Here is a 24508-nt window from a genome sequence, read left to right on the forward strand (position 1 = left end):
GCCTTTTGTATGTCATATTAAAGAATGAATTATTTACCAGCTTTCTGGTTTTTCATTTCTTTTTCTATCATGTCGTAGAACTGGTCAATTTTAGGAAGTACAAGGATTCTTGTTCTTCTGTTTGTAGCTCTTCCTTCAGCAGTATCATTAGATGTAAGTGGAATGTATTCTCCACGTCCTGATGCTACTAAACGTTTTGGATCGATACCAAAATCATTTTGAAGTAATCTTACAATTGAAGTTGCACGTTTAACACTTAAATCCCAGTTGTCCTGAAGTACAGGGTTTTTGATAGGCACATTATCAGTATGTCCTTCAACCATACATTCAAAGTCGGGTTTATCCTGAACGATTTTAGCAACTTTACCAAGAACTTCTTTAGCTCTGTCGCTTACCTGGTAGCTACCGCTTTTGAATAGAAGTTTATCAGCGATAGAGATGTAAACCACACCTTTCTCAACGTTAACTTCGATATCCGGATCGTTTACACCAACAGCTCTTTTGATACTTGTAACAAGTGCAAGTGTAACCGAGTCTTTACGTGTAAGTGCATCCTGAAGCCTGGTTATTTTAAGATCTTTCTCTTTAAGGCTTTCAAGCGATTTTTCAAGGTTTTGTGCACCTTTAGATGATAGGGTTGTTAAGTTGTCCCTGGTATTCATCAGGTCACTTTTATCTTTTCTAAGATCATCTACTTGTCTGTTTAATAGGTCTCTTTCTGTAAGGCATGTATTCAGCTTTACAGTAGCGCTATTTAACAAGTCCTGAATTTCTTTGTTTTTTGCTTCCAATTCAGCAATCTTTTTTTTAGAACCGCACGAAGTGGATGTCAGCGTCATGGCTGCTAAGGCAAGTACTAGAATGGCTCTTTTCATAAACTCCAAATTTTAAATTTTAAACTAAATTACATATTAATACTAAAAACTATAACGAGTTTGTCTATAAACTATTGTTAAAATTTTTATCAAATATCTTGCCTTTTGTGACATAATACAAGTAGATGATACTATTAATTTTGTAGTAATTTTTATACTTCTTTGATTCTCTTTTGTTTAGGAAGTGAAAAAATCTTAAATAAAATTGAAAATGAGCACTTAAAATTGCCCATAAGTGTGCAAATTTACCCTGTAATAGAAATCGTATCCCTGCGATGCTATCAAAAAGTAGTCTTATAAACAGTACAGTAAACAATTTTGATGTTGGAAGGTTCTTTATCATCATCCATAACGAGTTCCTGAAATTCAGGAATGTTTTACGCGGATTTTCAGTTTTAAGAGTAGCTCCGCCAACATGGTAAATTACAGATTCGCTGCAAAAACGGACTTTGTAATTCTTGTTGAATGCTCTCCAGCAAAGGTCTATTTCTTCCTGATGTGCAAAAAAGTCTTCATCAAAGCCCCTAAGCTCATTAAATACTTTTCTTCGTATAAAAAAGCATGCGCCGGATGCCCAGAAAATTTCGGTAGTATCATCATACTGTCCACGATCTTCTTCTATAGTGTCAAAAATTCTTCCTCTGCAAAAAGGGAAGCCATATCTGTCTATAAATCCGCCGGCTGCACCTGCGTATTCAAAATGAGTTTTGTTTTTATAATCTAATATCTTTGGTTGAATGATAACCGTTTCATTATCAGCTTCGAAAAGTTCAATTATAGGGTTAAGCCATCCTTCGGTAACTTCTACGTCAGAGTTTACAAGTGCATAAATTTCTTCTTTCACACCTTGCAGGGCCTCATTATAGCCTTTGGCATAGCCGTAGTTGCCTTTGTTATGAATAATCCGTATTTCAGGATAGGCCACTTTTATAAATGCCACTGATTCGTCAGTAGATGCGTTATCGGCAACATAAATTTGCGCCTCCTGAGAATATTTTACTACAGAAGGAAGAAATTCTTCAAGTAGCTTTTTTCCGTTCCAGTTTAAAATTACAACAGCTATGGTTTTCATCGGATAGGTGTATATTCGGGTAAGTCATGCAGGAAAAAGTATTTTTCCTGTTCGTAATCCATCTGGCAAAAGTAGTGATTTAAGCCATTGGTAACCATTAAATGTCCCGCATTAAGGGTCATATTGTAACGTGCAATCTGGTCGAAAGTATGCTGTGAAATTGTTATTGCGGGCGCTTTACATTCAACAAGTAAAAAAATAGTTCCATCAGGATGAAATACAACTACATCATAGCGTTTGGTTAAACCATTAATTTTAATGATCTTCTCTACATTTATATATGATTTAGGGTATTTTTTTTCTTCGAGTAAAAAACGTACCACGTGTTGACGTACCCATTCTTCCGGGGTGAGGATTATAAATTTTTTACGGATTTCATCAAAAATGGCGACCTTATTTTCACTATTTTTGAATCGAAAAGTATAGTTATTGAAATTAAGTTTCTGCATGATGCAAATTTAGTTCTTTTGGCTACAAACCTCATAATTTAATAGCAGTATAGTGGACGAAGTTTCAAAGATTGTAAACGAAATAAAACAGGGCAACATAAAGCCCATTTATTTTTTTATGGGCGAAGAGCCTTATTATATCGACAGGCTTACAGAATATATTGAAAACAATATACTTACTGAAGAAGAAAAGGGATTTAACCAAATGGTGCTGTATGGAAAAGATGTTACTATAGAAGATGTAATATCTAACGCAAAACGCTATCCTATGATGGCCGATCGTCAGGTGGTAATCGTCAAAGAAGCCCAGGAATTGGCACGTACAATCGAAAAGCTGGAAGGCTATGCCGAAAACCCTCAGCCTACTACTGTGCTTGTATTCGCGTACAAATATAAAACGCTAGATAAGCGTAAAAAAGTGACTAAGCTGCTTGAGAAAAAAGGCGTTGTTTACGAAAGTAAAAAAATGTACGATAATCAGGTAGGCGACTGGATTAAGCGGGTGCTTTCCGGTAAAGGTTATACTATAGAACCTAAAGCGGCTGCAATGCTGGTTGAATTTTTAGGTACTGATTTAAGCAAGATCAACAATGAACTGGAGAAGCTTATGATCATTCTTCCTCAGGGGAGTACAATTACGGCGCATGTCATAGAAGAGAATATTGGTATTAGTAAAGATTATAATGTGTTTGAGTTGCGAAAAGCTATTGGTGAACGTGATCAGCTTAAAGCGTATAAAATTGCCGACTACTTTTCGCAGAATCCAAAGGATAATCCACTCGTAATGACGGTAGGTTTAGTATTTGGTTTCTTTTCGCAGCTATTGCAATATCATGGGCTGAAAGACAGAAATCCGTCTAACGTAGCCAAGATATTAAAGGTGAATCCTTACTTTGTTAAAGATTATGATATCGCTCTTCGTAATTATCCTATGAAAAAGGTAAGTGCCATAGTAGCAACGTTACGCGATGTTGATGTAAAGAGCAAAGGGGTGGGGGCGAACGCTATTTCGCAGGCTGACCTCTTGAAAGAGATGCTGGTAAAGATTTTTAATTAAACTTTTTAATCACGATATTTGCAGGCTAAAACCGGAAAAGAAGATGGGAATGAATAAAAATACCATTTTAGGATGGGCTACATTTATAATGATACTTATGGGGCTGCTGCTTATAGCACTTGGCGCTTTTAGATATAATGATATTGCCGGATATGGCTTTGCTGCAGTAGGTATTGGTTTTTTTGCCATTGCCTGGGTCTTTAGTTCTTTAAAAGGCAGAGTATAATAATAGAGGAATAAACAACAATCAATAAACATTTTTAGAATGTCAGACGATAAGAAAGTAATATTTTCAATGTCCCGTGTAGGTAAGACCTTTCCGGGCGCACAAAAACCTGTATTAAAAGATATTTATCTAAGTTTTTTCTACGGTGCCAAAATTGGTATCCTTGGTCTTAATGGTTCGGGTAAATCCTCGCTATTAAAACTTATAGCAGGTGTAGATAAAAATTTCCAGGGTGATATTGTATTTGCACCGGGATATACTGTTGGTTACCTTGAACAGGAGCCACAATTAGATGAAAACAAAACAGTTATTGAGGTAGTTCGTGAAGGTGTCGCCGAAACAATGGCTATCCTTGACGAATTCAACAAAATTAATGACAGTTTTGGTGATCCTGAAGTATATGAGGATGCAGATAAAATGCAAAAACTTATGGACCGTCAGGCAGAACTTCAGGATAAGATAGATGCTTCGGGTGCATGGGAAATTGACACCAAGCTTGAAATAGCAATGGATGCGCTTCGTACTCCTGAACCTGATACTCCTATTAATGTGCTTTCTGGTGGTGAAAAAAGACGTGTGGCTTTATGTCGCCTTCTTTTACAACAACCGGATGTACTATTACTGGATGAGCCTACCAATCACCTTGATGCAGAAAGTGTATTGTGGTTAGAGCAGCATCTTCAGCATTATGCAGGTACAGTAATTGCTGTAACGCACGACCGTTATTTCCTTGATAACGTAGCCGGTTGGATACTTGAACTTGACAGGGGAGAAGGTATTCCATGGAAAGGTAACTACTCTTCATGGTTAGATCAAAAAGCAAAACGCCTTGAACAGGAAGAGAAAACTGCTTCTAAAAGAAGAAAAACGCTTGAGCGCGAGCTTGATTGGGTTAGACAGGGTGCTAAAGGACGCCAGACTAAACAAAAGGCACGTTTACAAAACTACGACAGATTGTTAAACGAAGACCAGAAAGAACTTGATGAAAAACTGGAAATCTACATACCTAACGGACCAAGGCTTGGTACAAATGTTATTGAGGCTAAAGGTGTTGCTAAAGGATATGGAGATAAATTGTTATATGACAACCTTAATTTCACGCTGCCACAAGCTGGTATTGTTGGTATTATTGGTCCAAATGGTGCCGGTAAAACCACTATCTTCAGAATGATCATGGGTGAAGAAACTCCCGATGCAGGTGAATTTACAGTTGGTGAAACAGTTAAGATTGCTTATGTTGACCAATCTCACTCAAATATTGACCCTGAAAAATCTATTTGGGAAAATTTCTGTGATGGACAGGAGCTTATCATGATGGGCGGAAGACAGGTTAACTCACGTGCTTACCTAAGCCGTTTTAACTTTAGTGGTAGCGACCAGAATAAAAAAGTTGCTACGCTATCAGGCGGTGAGCGTAACAGGCTTCACCTTGCTATAACGCTAAAAGAAGAAGGTAATGTACTATTACTGGATGAGCCTACGAATGACCTTGATATCAACACGCTTCGTGCACTTGAAGAAGGTCTGGATAACTTTGCGGGTTGTGCAGTGGTAATTTCTCACGACAGATGGTTTCTTGACAGGGTATGTACGCATATTCTTGCGTTTGAAGGAAACTCTGAAGTATACTTCTTTGAAGGTAGCTTCTCTGAATATGAAGAGAATAAAAAGAAACGCCTTGGTGGTGATTTAACGCCAAAACGTATCAAGTACAAAAAACTTATCAGAGGATAAAAATAAAAAAAGCGGCTAAGCCGCTTTTTTTATTACAATACTATCAGCATTGCTATCTGTACGATTATATTTAGAGGCAATAGCCAGAACAACCAGTTTAAGGTATTGCTGCCAAAGATATCCTGTATAATATAGTCATCTGTTTTTATAAATAATAACCTGGAAGCTTCGGTTTTGTCTCCTGAAATAATCACCGGAGCGATATCAACATTTATAAATTTTACAAACGGAATTTTTTTTAATAAAAGCCACAAAGTTTTTTTAGCAAAGGGAGGAATTATTTTCAGACTGTTATCAAATATGGTGTGCACGTCTGTGGATTTTAGCTTTAGCGCATCATTACCCTTTCTTTTACTAAGAAGTTCTACAGCTTTATCTACCAATGAAAAACAAAATCGCTTTATGATTGGCTGGCAGTCGATGTAGATTGATTTTAGAATATTAATGAAAATGTAACTGTACGTTATTTTAATAGCTAAAAAAACAAAGATAAAACCAAATACCGCTATTGCAAGTGGGGCATACAATGATGTATTTACTGTAAGAAATGATAATAAAACAGCATAAATAAGGAATACGATATTAACAATCGAGAATACAGATGACACAACCAAAAAAGTAGTGACGCCTTTTAAACCTAATTGTCCTGCTTTTTTAAGTAGGTCTACCGGTTTTCTCATTGATTGCAAAATGCTGAGTGTTTCCGGTCTAATATCAAAAGAAATTTCCTTTGTATCTGTTGCTAAAGTGTAATCTTGTTTCATTACTTTCAAGTTTAAATAAATATAAGATAATACTGAACAAAAAAAATCCCGCTATAAGCGGGATTTTAATTTTTAACCTTTGTAGTTAAATTTATTTGATAATAAATGTAACTCTTCTTACAACCTGACGAGCTTGTTTGCTGTCTTTGTTTACAGAAGTATCTTCACCGTTTCCTATGATGTTTAATCTAGAAGCGTCGATACCCGAGTCAACAAGGATTTTCTTAACATTCTCAGCTCTTCGTTGAGAAAGTGCTTTGTTGTACTCGCTGTTTCCAATTTCGTCAGCGTAACCAATTACGTCTGTACTTGCAGATGGATTCTCTTTTAGGTATTTCGTTAAGAAGTTGATACCTGTTACAGAAGCCGAGTTAGGCATATCTTTATTGAAATCGAAGTATACATTAACGTATCCACCGTTGATTAGACCTTGTAGATCTGTACCTGAACCGCCAGCAGCTGCAATTTCTTTAGTTTTGTTTTCTATGTAAGATTCTAATTCATCCGGCACACCATTGTTGTTACGGTCGATAGCTCTACCTTTAGTATCTACAGCAACACCTGCAGTAGTATTTGGTTCAGCATCTAAGTAGTCAGGCACACCATCTTTATCTGTATCGTTCATCATTGTTTCAACAGATCCGATTCTTTCTTCAAGTGCAGCTAGCTCATCAGATTTAACATCTGTAACCCAGTCAGCATGTTGTTCATGTTTACCAAGGTAGAATGTAAGACCTAAAGTTCCGTTAAGTACGGCACCATCTACAGTTTTACCTCTGTTGTTACTAAATCCGTCAAAATTTTTGTTTTGGAATCCGTTAACTATACCTGTAACGTCAGCTGTAAGAACAATGCTTCTTGATAATTTTAATTGTGCTGTTAAACCACCTATTAGGTTAGCTCCCCAGTCTTCGCCTTCAAAAGCGTCATCATTGCTGCTTAGTCTGTAAACACCACCACCACCGTGTGCTAGTAAGCCAATAGTGCTGGTCCAGTCTTCAAAGCTTAAAACTCTTCCAAGGTTAATTACAGCCTGGATATCACCTCTTAAGTAAGTGCTTTCGAATTCCGGAGTTTCATCGTTATTTACGAATCTGTTATAACCAAAATCCAATTTCAAACCGAATTTGTTATTGAACATGTATCTTGTTCCAAGATCTACAGTAAAAAAGTTTGCTCTGTCTGTTCTGTAGCCAGGAGTAAATGTTCTGAATGGTTTGTTAATACCACCGCCTACTTCAATCGACCATTTGTTAAATCCATTGTCGACATTAGTGGTTGTACTTGTTGTGGTCACCTGCATGTCTTGCGCTTGTAAGCTTCCCGTTGCCAGTGTAGCTAATAATAAAGGGAGTGCAATTTTCTTCATAAATATTGGTTATTGTATTGTTGAATTTTTTTGTAAAAGTAGTAATTTAGTTTAACCTAAAAAATTCTAAATCTTAACGAAAACCCTTGCCAACTATGGAAAAATCAACAAAGACGATTAACCCTTTTAACAATAATTTGGTTGCAAACTACCAGTATAGTAGCACTATACAGGTTTTTGAAGCATTAAAAATTAGTCAGGAAAGTTTTACAAATTGGAGTGATTTGAATGTTAAAAATCGTATTGATTTTATCAAAAATTTAGCATTTGATTTAACAAGACAACAACATTTGCTGGCAAAAAGGTGTACTTTAGAGATGGGTAAACCAATTAAACAGTCAATAGCAGAAGTACAAAAGTGTAAACTATTGTGTGATTATTACGTGGAAAATGCCGAAAAATTCCTGAGCGCGGAAAAAATAGATACTGACGGAAGTGAGAGTTTCGTTACTTACGAACCCTTAGGAGTTATACTTGGAGTTATGCCATGGAATTTTCCCTATTGGCAGGTATTCAGGTTTGCCATACCGGCTATTATCGCAGGAAATACTGTAGTGGTTAAGCATGCCTCTAATGTTGCAGGCTGTGCGCAACTATTGGAAGACATTTTTATCGAAGCGGGTTTTCCAAAGGGCGTATATCAGAACCTAATGATTGCCAGTGACCAGGTAGAAGATGTAATTAAAAATCCCATTATTAAGGCTGTTTCGTTAACAGGTAGTGAAAAAGCTGGGGCAGCTGTAGCATCGGCAGCAGCTAAAGAAATTAAAAAAGCAGTATTAGAGCTAGGAGGAAGTAATGCACTTATAATCTGCGAGGATGCAGACTTGGATAAGGCTGTACCCATTGCGGTTACAGCAAGAATGCAAAATGCAGGGCAAAGCTGTATAGCAGCTAAGCGATTCTTTGTTCATGAATCACTATTTGATACGTTTATACGTAAATTTAAGGAAGGGGTTGAAAAGATGAAGATTGGCGATCCGATGAATGATGATACTGAGATAGGTCCACTGGCTAGAATCGATCTGGCAAAAGACATTGAAAAACAAGTTGACAAATCGGTAGAAATGGGAGCAAAGATTATCACAGGAGGAAAACGTACAGATGCCTTTTATGACCCTACCGTTTTAATTGATGTTACTACAGATATGCCTGTGTTTAACGAAGAAGTTTTTGGGCCCGCTGTACCGGTTATGCCTTTTAAAACTTTTGAAGAGGCGGTTGAATTAAGTAATAAAAGTAACTTCGGACTGGGAGTTTCTATTTTTACCGAGGATATTGAAGCGATTAAAAATAAAATACATTTATTCCAGGAAGGAGCAGTTTTTATTAATGCGATGGTAAAATCAGATCCGGCACTGCCATTTGGAGGTGTTAAAAGATCCGGTTATGGAAGGGAACTTGCAGAAAATGGTATGAAAGAGTTTGTAAACGTCAAAACGGTTTACATAAAATAGAAATGTTTATTTACTATAAAAAATGCCACTCAACGGAGTGGCATTTTTTATAGTAAATAAAGCAGTAGTTAATATAACTGCGGATATTCGTTTGGTTTAGCTTCATGCATTATTGCATAAACTTTTTCAAATACGTCTTCTGTAGACGGTTTCGAGAAATAATCGCCATCCGTTCCATAAGAAGGGCGGTGAGCCTTCGCTGTAAGTGTCTCCGGCTTGCTGTCAAGATGTTTGTACGCATCCTGAACATCTACCACTTGTTGGAGGATATAAGCTGATGCGCCTCCCGGTACGTCCTCATCTATAACTAACAGCCTATTTGTTTTAGCAATACTTTTAACAATGTCGTGACTAATATCAAAAGGAAGTAATGACTGTATATCTATTATCTCTGCATCAATTCCAATTTCAAGTAGTTCTTTAGCGGCCTGCTCGACAATGCGTAGTGTTGAGCCGTAAGAAACAAGCGTAATGTCTTTACCTTCCTTAATAGTTTCAACTACACCAAGCGGAGTTTTAAATTCACCAAGGTTAGCCGGCATCTTTTCTTTTAAGCGGTAACCATTTAAGCATTCTACAACAAGAGCGGGTTCATCAGTCTGTAATAAAGTATTATAGAATCCGGCAGCTTTGGTCATATTTCTCGGTACAAGAACATGAATACCACGAATAGCATTTATAATCATACCCATTGGTGAGCCTGAATGCCATATCCCTTCAAGCCTGTGTCCTCTTGTCCTTATAATAAGTGGAGCTTTCTGTCTTCCTGCAGTCCTGTATTGTAGTGTTGCAAGATCATCACTCATTATCTGAATAGCATAAAGCAAATAGTCAAGATACTGAATTTCCGCAATTGGGCGAAGTCCCCTCATTGCCATACCGATTCCCTGGCCTAAAATAGTAGCCTCACGGATACCTGCATCACACACCCTGAAATCGCCATATTTCTCCTGCATCCCTTCAAGTCCCTGGTTAACGTCGCCTATGTTACCACAGTCTTCACCGAAAACAAGTGCTTCCGGATATTTGCTGAATATAGCATCAAAGTTATTACGCATAACCATACGCCCATCAGCATCTTCTGCATCGTCATTATACTCAGGTAAAACTTCTTTCACATTAAGTGCATTTTTCTCCGACTGCGAAAATAGGTGAGAACTGAATTTAGGCTGTATTTTTTCAGTATATGCTGTTACCCATTGCGAAAGGGTAGTTCTGCCATTTTCTTTTACGATAAGACGCAGTATTTTCCTGGCAGTAACCAAAAGATCCTTTCTTATAGGTTCTTTTATTGATGAAAGGTCAGCTGTAAATTTATCGATAAATACTTTGTTTGGGCTTTGTGCAGCGATAGTGTTTAATACTGCTACAAGCTCTTTTTGTTCTTCCTTAATAGGATTCACATAGGCAGACCATGCTGCTTTTTTACCTTCTAGTACATCTTTTTTAGCTTGTTCATCAATAGCGTCCAGCTCTTCAGCGGTCGCCATATTTTTTTCAATCATCCACTTTCTCATTTGGGCGATACAATCGTATTCACTTTCCCATGCAAGACGATCGGCATTTTTATAACGCTCGTGCGATCCTGAAGTAGAATGTCCCTGAGGCTGCGTTAATTGATAAACGTGCATTAATACCGGTACGTGTTCTGTACGGGCAATTTCAGCAGCTCTTTCATAAGCAGATACCAGTTCAGGGTAATCCCATCCTTTTACAGTGATGATCTCATATCCTTTACTGTTTTCGTAACGCTGGAAACCCTTAAGGATTTCAGAGATGTTTTCTTTTGTTGTTTGGTAACGTGCATGAACCGAAATTCCGTACTCGTCATCCCATACGCTTATAACCATTGGTACCTGAAGTACACCGGCTGCATTTATAGTTTCAAAAAATAAACCTTCAGATGTGCTGGCGTTACCTATAGTTCCCCATGCTATCTCATTCCCGTTGATAGAGAAGTTAGTTTTATTATCTATACCTGTCACATTCCTGTATACCTTCGATGCCTGTGCTAACCCAAGAAGCCTTGGCATTTGTCCGGCAGTAGGGGATATATCAGAACTTGAGTTTTTCTGAAGGGTAAGGTTTTTCCAGTTACCATTTTCATCAAGACTGTGTGTAGCGAAATGACCCCCCATTTGCCTTCCGGCAGACATTGGGTCATGTTCAAGATCACTATGACCATACAAACCTGCAAAAAACTGTTGGATATTTAGCTGGCCAATAGCCATCATAAAAGTTTGGTCACGGTAGTATCCTGAACGGAAATCACCATTTTTAAACGCCTTAGCCATTGCAAGCTGCGGCACTTCTTTACCATCTCCAAATATTCCAAATTTTGCCTTTCCGGTAAGCACTTCACGGCGGCCTAAAAGGCTGCATTCCCTGCTTACTGTTGCAATTGTATAATCGTTGAGCACCTCGGCTCTGAAATCTTCAAATGAAATCGATTTTTTTGTTTCTGTATCTGTCATAAAACCGGTTTTGTATGACTACAAATTTAAGTAAAAGAATGAGAAATCATAAAAAGTGAACAAAAAAATGATTTCACTTTTCATAATAAAACTTGCAGACTAAATAGTTTGGATGATTTTATTTTAATAAAAACACATAAAAAGTGTGTTTTGTGTAATTTTATCGCCGAATATAAGTTCGTAGATATTGTTATAACCACTTTCTGGTGAATAGACCTACTAAAGTTCCCGGACTGATTGTCACCACAAAACGTATTTTTTCGCTGTAATTTCCTAAACTTGGTTCGAAACCATTGCTGGATTGTACAGGAAAATATAATTCAAAGTAATCAGGCAACAGGTTTAGGCGTATGCCACTGTCATATACAAATTTAGGATCGGAGTGCTGATTTTTAAATACACCGGCATCTCCATATACTTCTATCCAGTTCCATATATTAAAACTTGCGTTTGCTGTGGTCATCCACTGGTTGGCATAACGCGTGTCGAGTTTAGATTTAAATCCACCCTCTGCCATAATGTATTGCTGACTGAATAACCCTGTAGTTTCAGATCGTCCATAAAAACTGTATTCAAATAGATAATCTGTTGGCCTGTCTAATCCAAAACTGAAAAACTCTGAAGTTGTATTACGATACATAAAGGCGCCGGCAAACAAACGCAGATTGATACGTCGGTTATCATCAAATAATCTTCTGTATTGTATTTCTCCTGAAATTTTACCAAAAGCACCAGCCAGTTGTAAATCTGTATAAAAGTTATAATGGCGGGTAATTTCAGACTCAAACCTGCTGTAACGAGCATTGAATACCGAATAATTTTCGTTTTGCTCATCGGTAGCTACATAGGCTGACTTTTCCCTGTTTACCGTTATCTGTCTTAATACTATAGATTGCTTTTTGTTTTCACGGTAATCGTCTTCGCGGATGCGGAAAAGGACAGAAGGTGCAAATTTAATATAACGTGCATCCGGCGCATAATGATAGGTAGATCCACTTAAATAATAACGAATGCTATATAGCGATCTATCTCTTATGTATTGATTGAATAACAGAGAGAACGAACCGATAAGTTGCCCCGTTTTCATAGAATAGGTTGGTTCTACGTCAAAGAAAAAAGGCTTATCCAGTAAAGACTTGTTGTGAAACCTCAGACCGGGTGAAAAACCGTCATATAGGTTAAAACTAAAACTGGGTACATAAAATATCTGGTTATACCTTGGGTTTTCTACATCCTGAAAAAAGGTAAACTTAATGGGTTTGTTATTAGGAAAGAATTTGTCCACTCTGTACCAGTTGTTGCGGGTATTGAATTCGGGTATTTCATTATTGTAATTCAGGGCAAGCCTGTCTATATCCTGTCGTGAAACTACAAAAGTGCTGTCTTTCTCTACGTTATCAAGCCATTGTTTAAATACAACATTTCCTTTTTTAATTCCGTAAACCGATACCGGTACATTTGTTCGTGTCCTGTTCTTAATAGTAATTCTTAGAGAATCATTTACTTTATCAACATCAGAAAATTTAAAATCAATTAGCTTTCTGGTATTTATAACAGTGTTGAAAAACCAATCGGTATTTTTATCTGTTTTTGATTTAAGGATAGTTTCAAAGTCCTTTCTGTCTGTTTTCGTGCTTTTTACATTAAGATCATAAAATGCTGCTATTGATCGCGGAACGATGCTGTCTCCTAGATAATCGTTTAAATATTGAAGACTCAATCCTGCTCTGTATTTACCTGCAATCTGTTCGTTGAATTTTATAAAAGAATCTTTTGGGTCGCCAATAGGCTGATCCAGATTTTTCCGGGCTGTGATAAGGTAAATGTAATTGTACTGACCATTAAAGGTGATATTAAAAAGGTTGTGCCCTTTTAAGATGCCCCAATTCGAAAGCTGTCCCATCATTTTTCTATCCGGGTGAAACTCATCAATGTATTTCATCATCAAATCCATCTGAATACCGTCATATAGCCAGTTATCTTTACGGGGATCAAGCTTTAGTGTATTTTTTAAATAGGCATTAGTGAATGTTTTGATAAAGCGTATCTCGAACATAAAAGAGTCAGGATACGGGTTAAGGAATGCAGGCAACTGATTTAGCCCATACATAGGACTACGCTCGTAATCCGTCTGGGTAACCATTAGCTTTTCATGAGGATAACTACCCAGATTAGCAGCAGTAAAAGCAGATATTTTATCAATTAGTAGTGCTCTTTGTATTTCAGTAACACGACTGTCTTTAAGGTTACAGCTAATTTCGGCTACCTTATTAACATAAAAATCAAAAGTGTTGTTTCTTTCGATTGCAATGTTAAAATTGGTTCGGTCATTACCGTTTAATTCATACGTTGCAACGCTGTCGTTATCCGTTTTTTTTACTTCGTTTAGATCTGTTGTTATTTTTAAATCTTTTGGAAGTGAAAATGTTACCTGGTAGTCAGATACTGCATTAGCTATATCATCAAGATTCTCATTACTGTACCTTACAAATGTGTTTTTTTCGACACGGGCAGGGGTAAGGTACCAGTCTCTTAAGGCAAAAGCACCTGTTTTATCATCATAACCATATTCTGTAAAACGCTCGTTGGGTATTTTTACGTCATATGTGAGTAGTATCCTGAATTTTTGTCCCGGGTAGATAGGTTTTGTTAGTGTTACATCTACAAGATCCGGGTGTTTATCAGGACGTGTCCAGTTAAGCGTAATATTATTGTCATCAGTAATAGAATTGATTGTAGTGCTTCCTCTTTCGGAATCTTTAGCCAAATGAAATGCCCTTACAAATTCATCAGAGAATCGTTTGGCAAGTGGTGTATTTTTAGCTGAATACGAGTTATTCCAGTCGTTAAGTATAAATTCTCTTAGCGTATCGTTCGTCCGGTTATGATAAACGATCTCCTGCTTTACTTTCAATACCTGCGTTTCAGGATTTACCTGTACTTGCATTGTATTTCGATGCTGCGCATGTATTTGTACCGAAAACATCAGTATACATAAAGAAAATAACCGGACTGTTATATTCAAATTACCTGTAGGATTAACGTTATACGTAAAATATTTCTTACTCCTGTAAAACTATAACAAAGATGCGTAATTGTACCTATGGTTGCCTTACACAATGTTAAATTATGTTTACTTTTAGAAGTTAGGGCTAAGGTTGTATTTTTTATAGAATGCATCTATAACTTCAACAACTTCATCTTCAGTATCTACGACTTTTATCAGGTTTAGGTCTTCTGGATTGGCATTTTTATTTTGTTCAATCATAACTGTCTTAATCCAATCCATAAGTCCGCCCCAAAAATCCCTTCCCACAAGTATAATCGGGAACTTAGCAATTTTCTTAGTTTGTATCAGTGTTATTGCTTCAAACATTTCGTCAAGCGTACCAAAACCACCAGGCATAACAACGAATCCCTGAGAGTATTTTACAAACATTACTTTTCGAACAAAGAAATAGTCGAAGTTCACGTTTTTATCATGATCAATATATGGATTGAAATGCTGCTCAAAAGGGAGCTCAATATTAAGTCCAACCGATGGCCCACCACCTTGTGCAGCTCCTTTATTACCAGCCTCCATAATACCGGGGCCACCACCAGTAATTACGCCATAACCGGCACGTGTAATTTTCTCAGCGATCCTTTCGGCTAACTGATAGTACTTATCTTCAGGTTTAGTTCTTGCAGAACCGAATATAGATACGCAAGGGCCTATCCTTGCCATAGTTTCGTAACCGTTAACAAACTCAGACATTACCTTAAAGATAACCCAGGAGTCGTTACTTCTTATTTCATGCCATGATTTTTGTTTCAGGCTTTCGTTAATCCATTCGTCGTCGTTTTCAAACTTTTCTCTCATGGCGTTTTTTGTGCAGATAATTAATAAATCAGGTTTCTAAGATAATTCTTTTTTTAAGAAATGAGCCGTGTAGCTTTTTTTGTTTTTTGCCACCTCTTCAGGTGTACCTTTCGCAATAAGCTGTCCCCCGCCTTTACCACCCTCATAACCAATATCTATAATGTAGTCTGCCAGTTTTATAACGTCCATATTATGTTCGATAATAAGTACAGTATTTCCTTTGTCAACGAGCTTATTGATAACTTCCATTAATACACGGATATCTTCAAAGTGAAGCCCTGTTGTAGGTTCATCAAGAATATAAAAGGTGTTACCTGTATCTTTTTTAGAAAGTTCAGATGCCAGTTTTATACGCTGTGCCTCTCCACCTGAAAGCGTAGTACTTTGTTGACCCAGTGTAATATAGCCAAGCCCTACATCCTGAATCGTTTTTATTTTTCTGTGAATTTTAGGTATGTTCTCAAAGAAAGGAACTGCTTCATCTACGGTCATATCCAGCACATCAGATATTGATTTACCTTTAAAGCGGATTTCCAGTGTTTCGCGGTTAAATCGTTTACCCTGACATGTTTCACATTCTACATAAACATCCGGAAGGAAACTCATTTCGATAACGCGTAACCCAGAACCTTCGCAGGTTTCACACCGTCCACCGCTCACGTTAAAGCTGAAACGTCCCGGTTTGTAACCGCGTATCATAGCTTCAGGCGTTTGTGTAAATAAAGAACGTATCTCAGAGAATACATCGGTATAGGTTGCCGGGTTAGATCTCGGCGTACGCCCGATAGGTGATTGGTCTATATCAATAACTTTGTCAATATGCTCAAGGCCCCCGATCTTTTTATAAGGCTGTGGTTTCTTAACGCCATTAAAGAAATGGGCATTAAGGATGGGGTATAGTGTACCATTAATAAGCGTTGACTTACCGCTTCCGGAAACACCCGTTACAGCAATCATTTTGCCTAACGGAATTTCTATCGAGACATTTTTAAGGTTGTTACCGGTTGCTCCGGAAAGTTTAAGGGTTTTACCATTGCCTTCACGACGTTTTTTAGGAACAGCGATTTCTTTTTCGCCGTTAAGGTATGCCGCTGTAAGCGTATGCTCTTTTAATAATTCGGCAGGAGTACCCTGGCTTACTATTTGTCCGCCGAAACGTCCTGCGGCTGGGCCAATGTCAATAACATAATCGGCACGCTCAATCATGTCTTTATCGTGCTCAACTACAATGACCGAGTTGCCTATATCACGAAGTGATTCGAGTGATTTTATAAGTTTTTCATTATCACGCTGGTGAAGACCGATACTAGGTTCATCAAGAATATACAATACCCCGACAAGCTGAGAGCCAATCTGTGTTGCCAGCCTGATACGCTGTGCCTCGCCACCAGAAAGCGATCCCGATCCACGGCTAAGTGACAGGTAATTTAATCCGACATCAACAAGGAAGCTAAGGCGCGCCTTAATTTCTTTTACTATTTCTATGGCAATAACTTTCTGTTTTTCAGAAAGGTTACTATCAAGGTTTTCAAACCATTCAGCCAGGTCAGAAATATCCATAGCCGAAAGTTCAGCAATGTTAAGTCCGTTTACTTTAAAGTTCAGCGATTCCTGCCTAAGCCTTGTGCCGTGGCAAACAGGGCAGTCAATCTCATCCATAAAGTCTTTAGCCCAGCGTTTCAGAGAAGCCGATCCGCTTTCATCATACTGACTCTTTATGAAATTTGAGATGCCCTCAAAATCAATTTTATATTCGCGGTTTACACCAAGTGTTTTAGAATTTACGGTAAACTTTTCCTTTCCACCATTAAGAATCATCTCCATGGCTTCAGTGGGGATTTTATCGATAGCATCCGTCAGCTTAAAGCCATATTTCTCACCGATGATCTCAATTTGCTTGAAGATCCATGTGCTTTTGTATTCGCCCAATGGTGCAAACCCGCCTTTTTTGATTGTAAGCTTAGGGTCAGGGATTATCTTTTTAAGATTGATCTCATTTACAGTACCTAGTCCATTACAGTGAGGACACGCTCCTTTAGGAGAGTTGAACGAAAAGTTATTCGGTTCTGGGTTAGGGTAGGAGATACCCGATGAAGGACACATAAGGTTACGGCTGTAGTAGCGTGCTTCATCAGAACCATGCTCTATGACCATCATAACATCCTCACCATGATACATGGCAGTTTTAATACTGTCTGCAAGGCGTTTATCGGTGTCGGCAGTTGTATCAACAGCCATACGGTCTATAACCGTTTCAATATCGTGGTTCTTGTAACGATCCAGTTTCATTCCCGGTTCGATGTCTTTTATCTCACCGTCAACACGCACTTTTAGGAAGCCCTGTTTGGATATCTGTTCGAAAAGTTCGCGGTAATGCCCTTTACGTGTACGGACTATCGGCGCAAGAATAGTAATGCGCTTACCATCAAATTTTTCAATGATCAGGTTTTTAATCTGTTCATCGTTATAGCTTACCATCTTCTCGCCGGTAACGTAGCTGTAAGCATCGGCACCACGGGCATAAAGAAGACGCAGGAAATCATAGATCTCGGTGATTGTTCCTACTGTAGAGCGCGGACTCTTACTGGTTGTTTTCTGCTCAATGGCAATAACGGGGCTTAAGCCGTCTATCTTGTCTACATCCGGTCTTTCCAGGCCGCCAAGAAACTGACGCGCGTAGGCAGAGAATGTTTCAATGTAGCGGCGCTGCCCTTCGGCATAAATGGTGTCAAACGCAAGCGATGATTTCCCTGAGCCTGAAAGCCCGGTAATCACAACAAGTTTTTCACGCGGTATTGTAACATCTATATTTTTAAGGTTGTGCGCACGGGCGCCTAACACTTCTATATTATCGGTAGTATCTAGCATAGCATTTTGTGCAAAACGCAAAGGTACTCATTTTTAGGCTATTTTCGTGTAGGCGGTTTGGGTAAGAAATTGTTAAAGTGAGGAGTATGAATTGAAAGTAATTTTTTACATTTGAGATTTAACAAATTACGATATATTTGAAAGTATGACACCAACCATCCAAACCATCTCCTCTAAAAAACTTATAGGTAAACATATTGCCATGTCGTTTGTTGCTAATAAAACTTTTGAATTATGGAGCAGTTTTATGCCACAGCGTAAGCTTATAGCCAATGCTGTAGATTCTCAGCATATGTATTCGCTGCAATTATACGGTAAAGACTTTTATACTAACTTTAATCCTGCAAGGGAGTTCGAAAAATGGGCTGCACTGGAAGTTGCTAATTTTGATGCTGTTCCTGAAGGAATGGAAACATTGATAATTCCCGGTGGGCAATATGCGGTTTTTCATTATAAAGGGGCACACACCAATGGTTTTGATGTATTCAGTTATATTTTTGGGGAGTGGCTGCCGGCTTCGGGGTATGAGTTAGACGATCGTCCGCATTTTGAGATACTCGGACCTAAATATAAAAATGGAGATCCAGATTCAGAAGAAGAAATATGGATTCCGATAAAGTAGTTTTAAGATTGTCAGAGTTGCAAGTAGCAAAGTTAAATAGTGTAAAGCGTATGATTCTGAAAATTTGCTTCTTTGCTACTTTTAAGCTTAAATATTTACCTCAAATACTCGGTAAACTTTGAATCCATCAAATTGGTGAAAGCATTTTTAATTGTACCATCAGGATTAAGTATAATAGTACGATTGATCTTCGTGAATACCCATTTAAACTTAAGTTCATTAAAGTTGCTGGCGTGGAGTAGTGTGCTGTCGGGCAGGTTGTATTCCCCGATCATTCTTTTCCATTCTTTTTCTTCATCAACATTAATAGCAATGAAGTTTACGTTGGGATGTTCTTCTTTTAATAACTTTATTTTCTCTCCCATCATATCAAGATGAAGCCTCGCGCACGCAGTCCAAAAGAAAATAACGGTTTCCTTTTTTATGTCACCGTCAATAATAAAGTTTTTATTTTTTGTGTCAACAAGTGCAATCTGCGGGATTTTATTTCCGGGTTTAAGTAGCTTGATGGCGCGTCCCATTTTCTTGATATCGTTTTCTTCTTTTTTATCGGAAAGCTTTACATATTCATCGAGAAATTGTTCGTTGTTAGCTATATTTTGGTCTTCAAGAATATAAGCAAACGCAATATTATCAAGCACTTCATTCTTTATGCGCTTATCAGTGAAAATAGAATCAGCTACACGTAGCTTTTCGATATTTTCATGTAGCGATTTATCTTCAGATGTTGTGCTATTATATGTTTTTGCTGATGCTGTGTTATTTAGCATTGCAGTAAGGTATCGTACAAACGGAGAGAAAAAAGTAAGCCTCTTATCGTTAAAATCGATATCCTTTCTAAAACTGTAATAATCTTTTGGTAATTGCTCCCTGATGTTTTCGCCGGTACGCATTGCGTGAAGGTAAGGGTAACGTTCTTTTTTTGTGTTGTTATTCAGGTTAAGCCTGGATTTAGCATAAAAATCAAAACCATCATTCCAGTTAACGGCCTTCTTACGCTGTTCGTAAAAGGCTTTCTTAGTTTTATAAACGGAATCTGTTCTTTTTAAAAACGTCTTTACATCCAGTTCATAAATATCTGCAGACTGTTTACGGTCTTTCTCATTCAGCAGGTACATATCCATAAGGAAGTTGTTTTTGGCTTCACCACGCCCGCTAAAAACAATAGACTCATCAAAATTCATCCCGTTGATGCTAACCATTAAACTATCATTCCTGTCAAAATATACATAATGGTAATCAGGCTCATGTCTAAAACTATATAGTCCGGGAGTTAGCGAGTCGAATTTTACATAAAAGCGATTTTTTTCATCGAGAGGTATCGTGTCCAGTACTTTATCATCCTTGCTGAATATAACGTAACGTGTAGTCGGGTTGTCTACTACGCCGCCAAAATAGGCTGTGTAGTCATTGCGTTCATTTTTACATGACACTAGTGCTGCCAAAAATAATAGCAGTAATCCGTTATAATAAAAATTGCGCATAAGGTGATTTTAGTGCAACAGCAAAAATATTTTTTATATCTCCATACAGTTGTTAAAATACAGTTAAAAAAATTAAAATTATATTATCTGCAAGGGCTCGCGAAAATGGGGTAAATTTTGTATTTTTGCAAAAATTTTTTAAAATGCTATCAGTTTCAAATTTATCGGTACAATTCGGCAAACGTATATTGTTTGACGAAGTTAACACATCATTTACCCATGGCAACTGCTACGGTATTATTGGTGCTAACGGCGCCGGAAAATCTACATTCCTTAAAATTCTTGCAGGAGATATAGATCCCACATCGGGCCACGTGCACCTAGAGCCGGGCAAGCGTATGTCGGTTCTTAATCAGAACCACAATATGTTTGACGAGCATACTGTGCTTGAAACGATCCTGATGGGGAACAAAACCCTGTATGCGGTTAAAAAGGAGATGGACGAAATTTATCTTAAGTCTGATTTTTCTGATAAAGATGGCGAAAGAGTAGGAGAGCTTCAGGTAATATTTGAAGAAATGAATGGCTGGAATGCTGATTCTGACGCTGCAGCGATGCTTTCTAACTTAGGGATAGGTGAAGAATTTCATTATACCCTTATGGGAGAAATGGATGGTAAGCTTAAAGTACGTGTGCTATTGGCGCAGGCATTGTTTGGTAATCCGGATGTACTTATCATGGATGAGCCTACCAATGACCTTGACTTTGAGACAATTTCATGGTTGGAGAACTTCCTTGCAAATTATGAAAATACTGTAATTGTTGTATCTCACGACCGTCACTTCCTTGATGCTGTGTGTACACATATTTCGGATATTGACTTTAGTAAAATAAACCACTTCTCCGGTAACTATACATTCTGGTATGAGTCAAGCCAGCTTGCTGCAAGACAAAGAGCTCAGCAAAACAAGAAAGCAGACGAGAAGAAAAAGGAACTTCAGGAGTTTATTATGCGTTTCAGCGCGAACGTTGCGAAGTCTAAACAGGCTACCAGCCGTAAAAAGATGCTTGAAAAGCTTAAAGTTGACGATATCAAGCCATCAAGTAGAAGGTATCCTGCAATCATCTTTGATCAGGAGCGTGAGGCGGGTGACCAGATTCTGAATGTAAAAGACCTTAGTGCTTCGGTTGACGGTGAACTTCTTTTCAAGAATGTTGACCTTAATATGGCTAAAGGCGATAAAATAGTAGTTTTCTCTAAAGATAGCCGTGCAACATCTGCTTTCTATGAGATTATTAATGGTAATCTTGCTGCTGATTCAGGTTCATTCGATTGGGGTATTACTACAATTCAGTCGTATCTACCGGGTGATAACCACTCTTTCTTTGAAAATGACCTTACGCTTGTTGACTGGTTACGCCAGTGGGCTAAGACAGAAGAAGAGCGTGATGAAGTTTATATCCGTGGATTTCTTGGTAAGATGATCTTTAGTGGTGAAGAAGCTTTAAAAACAGGTAGAGTATTATCAGGAGGTGAAAAAGTACGTTGTATGCTTTCACGTATGATGATGCTTCGTGCTAACGTTCTTATGCTTGATGAGCCCACAAATCATTTAGACCTTGAATCGATCACGGCATTCAACAACTCGTTGAAAAACTTTAAAGGATCGGTGTTATTTACAACTCATGACCACGAATTTGCGCAGACGGTAGCAAACAGGGTGCTGGAGATTACTCCAAATGGTGTTATAGATCGTTACATGACCTTTGACGATTACCTGGATGATGAAAAAGTTCAGGAGTTAAGAAAGAAAATGTACAACTAGTATATATTGAAAAACCCGTAAGTGTAAAGCTTACGGGTTTTTTTATGATAAAATATACGGCTTATTTCCTAAAGCGGCTTATTACCCATATGATAATGACTACAACGAAGATGACTAAAAATACTCCAACACCAACACCGGCCTGGAAAATGTCACCTATCACTTCACAGCTGGTAAGCATTGTTGCTAAAAACAACGCGATGAATCCTAGTTTAAATATTCTACTTTGCATAATTTTTTGTTTTTTAGGTTATTTATAATAAAGTTAAACACACAAAAACAGGATATTGTTAAAATTGAATCAATTGTAATAATATTAAGATGGGCAGGAAGTTGCCTAATAGTGCAGAATTAGTCTAATTAATTGTATTCTTATTTTTTCCAAATCCATTTTTTCCCTACTTTTACAAACCAAACACAATACCGCATTATGAGCCACAAAATATTGCTTACATCAAGAGAAGTCAATATCATCTTACATCGTTTGGCCTGCCAGTTAATTGAAAAACATCTCGATTTTTCAGATACCGTACTTATTGGTCTTCAGCCACGCGGGCGTTTCCTTGCAGAGCGTATCAAACAATTACTGGAACAGGAATATAACGTATCTAGCATAGAGCTTGGTTTTTTAGATATTACCTTCTTCAGGGATGATTTTCGCCGTTCAGACAAGCCTTTAGAGGCTAACAGAACAGAGATAGACTTTCTTGTGGAGAACAAAAAGGTGGTTTTCATAGACGACGTTCTTTATACAGGCCGCAGTATCCGTGCTGCGCTTACTGCTATACAATCGTTCGGCCGCCCATCTGAAATTGAACTTTTGGTTCTTATAGACCGCCGCTTTAGTCGTCACCTGCCAATTCAGCCCGATTACCGTGGGCGCCAGGTAGACGCTATTAACGATGAGAAGGTAAAAGTGTCGTGGAAAGAAAACGACGGAGAAGACAGTGTTTATTTAATATAAGGCTTAACTGCAACAGTAACTACAATGAAAGAATTAAGCGTTAATCATTTATTAGGAATAAAATATATCAACAAAAATGATATTGACCTTATTTTTGAAACTGCCGATCAATTTAAAGAAGTAATAAACCGACCGATTAAGAAAGTTCCTTCGCTTAGGGATATAACTATAGCTAATATATTTTTTGAGAATAGTACACGGACAAAACTGTCTTTTGAACTGGCACAAAAAAGGCTTTCAGCTGATGTTATCAGTTTTTCAGCAGCACAGTCTTCGGTTAAAAAAGGAGAAACGCTTATTGATACCGTAAACAATATACTTTCTATGAAAGTGGATATGGTAGTTATGCGTCATGAAAGGCCGGGCGCTGCACATTTTCTGTCTAAAAATGTAAATGCTAGTATAGTGAATGCTGGTGACGGAGCACACGAACACCCGACACAAGGATTGCTTGACTCATATACAATCAGAGAGAAACTGGGTGAAGTTGGTGGTAAGAAAGTGGTGATTGTGGGTGATATCCTTCACTCAAGGGTGGCGCTTTCTAATATCTTTGCCTTGCAGATGCAGGGAGCAGAAGTTAAAGTATGTGGACCGAAAACCCTTATACCTAAATATATTGAATCTCTTGGTGTAACTGTGGAGCCAAACCTTCGTAAAGCTTTAGAGTGGGCAGATGTTGCTAACATGCTAAGGGTTCAGAATGAAAGGCTCGATGTGAATTATTTTCCTTCTACACGTGAGTATGCGCAACAATACGGAGTTGATAAAGCATTACTTGATTCACTAAATAAAGAAGTCATTATTATGCATCCTGGGCCGATAAACCGAGGTGTAGAGATAACCAGTGACGTGGCAGATTCTCAGCAATCTGTTATATTAGAACAGGTAGAGAATGGTGTTGCCGTGCGAATGGCTGTCATTTATCTACTGGCATCTAAAATCAAACAATAGTAAAAATTGAAGTCGTAATTTCTGTACACGACTATTAAAATATTCTGAAGGAAGTTTTAGTTACCATTCAACTTTGTAACTTAGCTTTTCAGCAACTTTGTAACACGAAAAATGAAAGTAGAAGAAAAAGGACATACAGTTGTATTAAAGGATACTCAAGGTGATTATAATACATTTCTTGAAAAAGTAACTTCAGAATATAATACCTATAAAGAGCGTAATATAATTCTTGATGTGAGTCAGGATAAAAATATTGGGCTTCAGGATATACTGTCATTTCTCTCTTTATCTAATAAACACAGGAAAGCAAAAAAGTCATTCGTACTTGTTGCATCTGATATCGACTTTAATGAAGTGCCTGATGAAATGGTAGTTGTGCCGACTCTTCTTGAGGCTCACGATATTATCGAAATGGAAGAGATAGAGAGAGATCTCGGCTTCTAAAAATTTGATTATTTATAATTTTCTATTGTTTGGGGTTATGGGTAATCTTTAAACCCTAAACCTTAAA

19 protein-coding genes are annotated in these 24508 nt (G+C 37.8%); 9 read left to right on the forward strand and 10 right to left on the reverse strand.

Annotated features, from left to right (window positions below):
• Positions 1-29: 29 nt before the first annotated feature.
• The 3 genes from ALW18_00745 to ALW18_00755 form a co-directional block, all read right to left on the reverse strand.
• Positions 30-875 carry a hypothetical protein gene (locus ALW18_00745; GenBank protein ID AOE51177.1) on the reverse strand — a complete coding sequence of 282 codons (846 nt, stop codon included), beginning with the start codon at positions 873-875 and terminating at the stop codon, positions 30-32.
• A 64-nt stretch (positions 876-939) separates the two neighbouring features.
• Positions 940-1947, reverse strand: a complete 1008-nt coding sequence (locus ALW18_00750) for a glycosyl transferase family 2 (GenBank protein AOE51178.1) — start codon at positions 1945-1947, stop codon at positions 940-942.
• Positions 1944-2396, reverse strand: a complete 453-nt coding sequence (locus tag ALW18_00755; GenBank protein AOE51179.1) for a restriction endonuclease subunit R — start codon at positions 2394-2396, stop codon at positions 1944-1946. The genes ALW18_00750 and ALW18_00755 overlap by 4 nt, the downstream gene beginning before the upstream one ends.
• A gap of 52 nt (positions 2397-2448) precedes the next feature.
• Here ALW18_00755 and ALW18_00760 point away from each other — a divergent pair, with 52 nt between their 5' ends.
• The 3 genes from ALW18_00760 to ALW18_00770 are packed head-to-tail and all read left to right on the forward strand — an operon-like array spanning position 2449 to position 5413.
• Positions 2449-3453, forward strand: coding sequence for a DNA polymerase III subunit delta (locus ALW18_00760; protein ID AOE51180.1), 1005 nt, complete (start codon positions 2449-2451; stop codon positions 3451-3453).
• Between the two features lie 49 nt (positions 3454-3502).
• Positions 3503-3679 (forward strand): hypothetical protein, encoded by a 177-nt coding sequence (locus ALW18_00765; GenBank protein ID AOE54259.1) that lies wholly within the window; start codon positions 3503-3505, stop codon positions 3677-3679.
• A 39-nt stretch (positions 3680-3718) separates the two neighbouring features.
• Positions 3719-5413 carry an ABC transporter ATP-binding protein gene (locus ALW18_00770; protein AOE51181.1) on the forward strand — a complete coding sequence of 565 codons (1695 nt, stop codon included), beginning with the start codon at positions 3719-3721 and terminating at the stop codon, positions 5411-5413.
• Positions 5414-5445: 32 nt separating this feature from the next.
• Here ALW18_00770 and ALW18_00775 read toward each other — a convergent pair whose 3' ends face one another.
• Both ALW18_00775 and ALW18_00780 read right to left on the reverse strand, forming a co-directional pair.
• Positions 5446-6177, reverse strand: coding sequence for a hypothetical protein (locus ALW18_00775; protein ID AOE51182.1), 732 nt, complete (start codon positions 6175-6177; stop codon positions 5446-5448).
• A gap of 91 nt (positions 6178-6268) precedes the next feature.
• A complete protein-coding gene (locus ALW18_00780; protein AOE51183.1) occupies positions 6269-7546 on the reverse strand; it encodes a flagellar motor protein MotB in 1278 nt (425 codons plus the stop codon).
• 95 nt (positions 7547-7641) lie between these two features.
• Here ALW18_00780 and ALW18_00785 point away from each other — a divergent pair, with 95 nt between their 5' ends.
• Entirely contained in the window at positions 7642-9003 is a 1362-nt protein-coding gene (locus ALW18_00785; protein AOE51184.1) for a succinate-semialdehyde dehydrogenase, read from the forward strand.
• A gap of 68 nt (positions 9004-9071) precedes the next feature.
• Here the strand turns inward: ALW18_00785 and ALW18_00790 are convergent, their stop codons facing one another.
• The 4 genes from ALW18_00790 to ALW18_00805 all read right to left on the reverse strand — a co-directional run bounded on the left by ALW18_00790 (position 9072) and on the right by ALW18_00805 (position 18207).
• The gene (locus tag ALW18_00790) at positions 9072-11477 is read right to left on the reverse strand and encodes a transketolase (GenBank protein AOE51185.1); all 2406 of its coding nucleotides are present in this window, start codon (positions 11475-11477) and stop codon (positions 9072-9074) included.
• A gap of 190 nt (positions 11478-11667) precedes the next feature.
• A complete protein-coding gene (locus ALW18_00795; GenBank protein AOE54260.1) occupies positions 11668-14424 on the reverse strand; it encodes an aminopeptidase in 2757 nt (918 codons plus the stop codon).
• 192 nt (positions 14425-14616) lie between these two features.
• Entirely contained in the window at positions 14617-15339 is a 723-nt protein-coding gene (locus ALW18_00800) for a hypothetical protein (protein ID AOE51186.1), read from the reverse strand.
• Positions 15340-15375: 36 nt separating this feature from the next.
• The gene (locus ALW18_00805; protein ID AOE51187.1) at positions 15376-18207 is read right to left on the reverse strand and encodes an excinuclease ABC subunit A; all 2832 of its coding nucleotides are present in this window, start codon (positions 18205-18207) and stop codon (positions 15376-15378) included.
• Between the two features lie 145 nt (positions 18208-18352).
• Here ALW18_00805 and ALW18_00810 point away from each other — a divergent pair, with 145 nt between their 5' ends.
• Entirely contained in the window at positions 18353-18829 is a 477-nt protein-coding gene (locus ALW18_00810; GenBank protein AOE51188.1) for an AraC family transcriptional regulator, read from the forward strand.
• A 95-nt stretch (positions 18830-18924) separates the two neighbouring features.
• Here ALW18_00810 and ALW18_00815 read toward each other — a convergent pair whose 3' ends face one another.
• Positions 18925-20313 carry a hypothetical protein gene (locus ALW18_00815; GenBank protein ID AOE51189.1) on the reverse strand — a complete coding sequence of 463 codons (1389 nt, stop codon included), beginning with the start codon at positions 20311-20313 and terminating at the stop codon, positions 18925-18927.
• Positions 20314-20456: 143 nt separating this feature from the next.
• Here ALW18_00815 and ALW18_00820 point away from each other — a divergent pair, with 143 nt between their 5' ends.
• The 4 genes from ALW18_00820 to ALW18_00835 all read left to right on the forward strand — a co-directional run bounded on the left by ALW18_00820 (position 20457) and on the right by ALW18_00835 (position 24441).
• The gene (locus ALW18_00820; GenBank protein AOE51190.1) at positions 20457-22079 is read left to right on the forward strand and encodes an ABC transporter ATP-binding protein; all 1623 of its coding nucleotides are present in this window, start codon (positions 20457-20459) and stop codon (positions 22077-22079) included.
• Between the two features lie 430 nt (positions 22080-22509).
• The gene (locus ALW18_00825; protein ID AOE51191.1) at positions 22510-23043 is read left to right on the forward strand and encodes a PyrR protein; all 534 of its coding nucleotides are present in this window, start codon (positions 22510-22512) and stop codon (positions 23041-23043) included.
• A 24-nt stretch (positions 23044-23067) separates the two neighbouring features.
• Positions 23068-23997 (forward strand): aspartate carbamoyltransferase, encoded by a 930-nt coding sequence (locus ALW18_00830; protein AOE51192.1) that lies wholly within the window; start codon positions 23068-23070, stop codon positions 23995-23997.
• A 111-nt stretch (positions 23998-24108) separates the two neighbouring features.
• A complete protein-coding gene (locus tag ALW18_00835; protein AOE51193.1) occupies positions 24109-24441 on the forward strand; it encodes a ribonuclease Z in 333 nt (110 codons plus the stop codon).
• Positions 24442-24508 lie beyond the last annotated feature (67 nt).

It is taken from the genome of Flavobacterium psychrophilum (assembly GCA_001708385.1).
Taxonomy (GTDB): Bacteria; Bacteroidota; Bacteroidia; order Flavobacteriales; family Flavobacteriaceae; genus Flavobacterium; species Flavobacterium psychrophilum_A.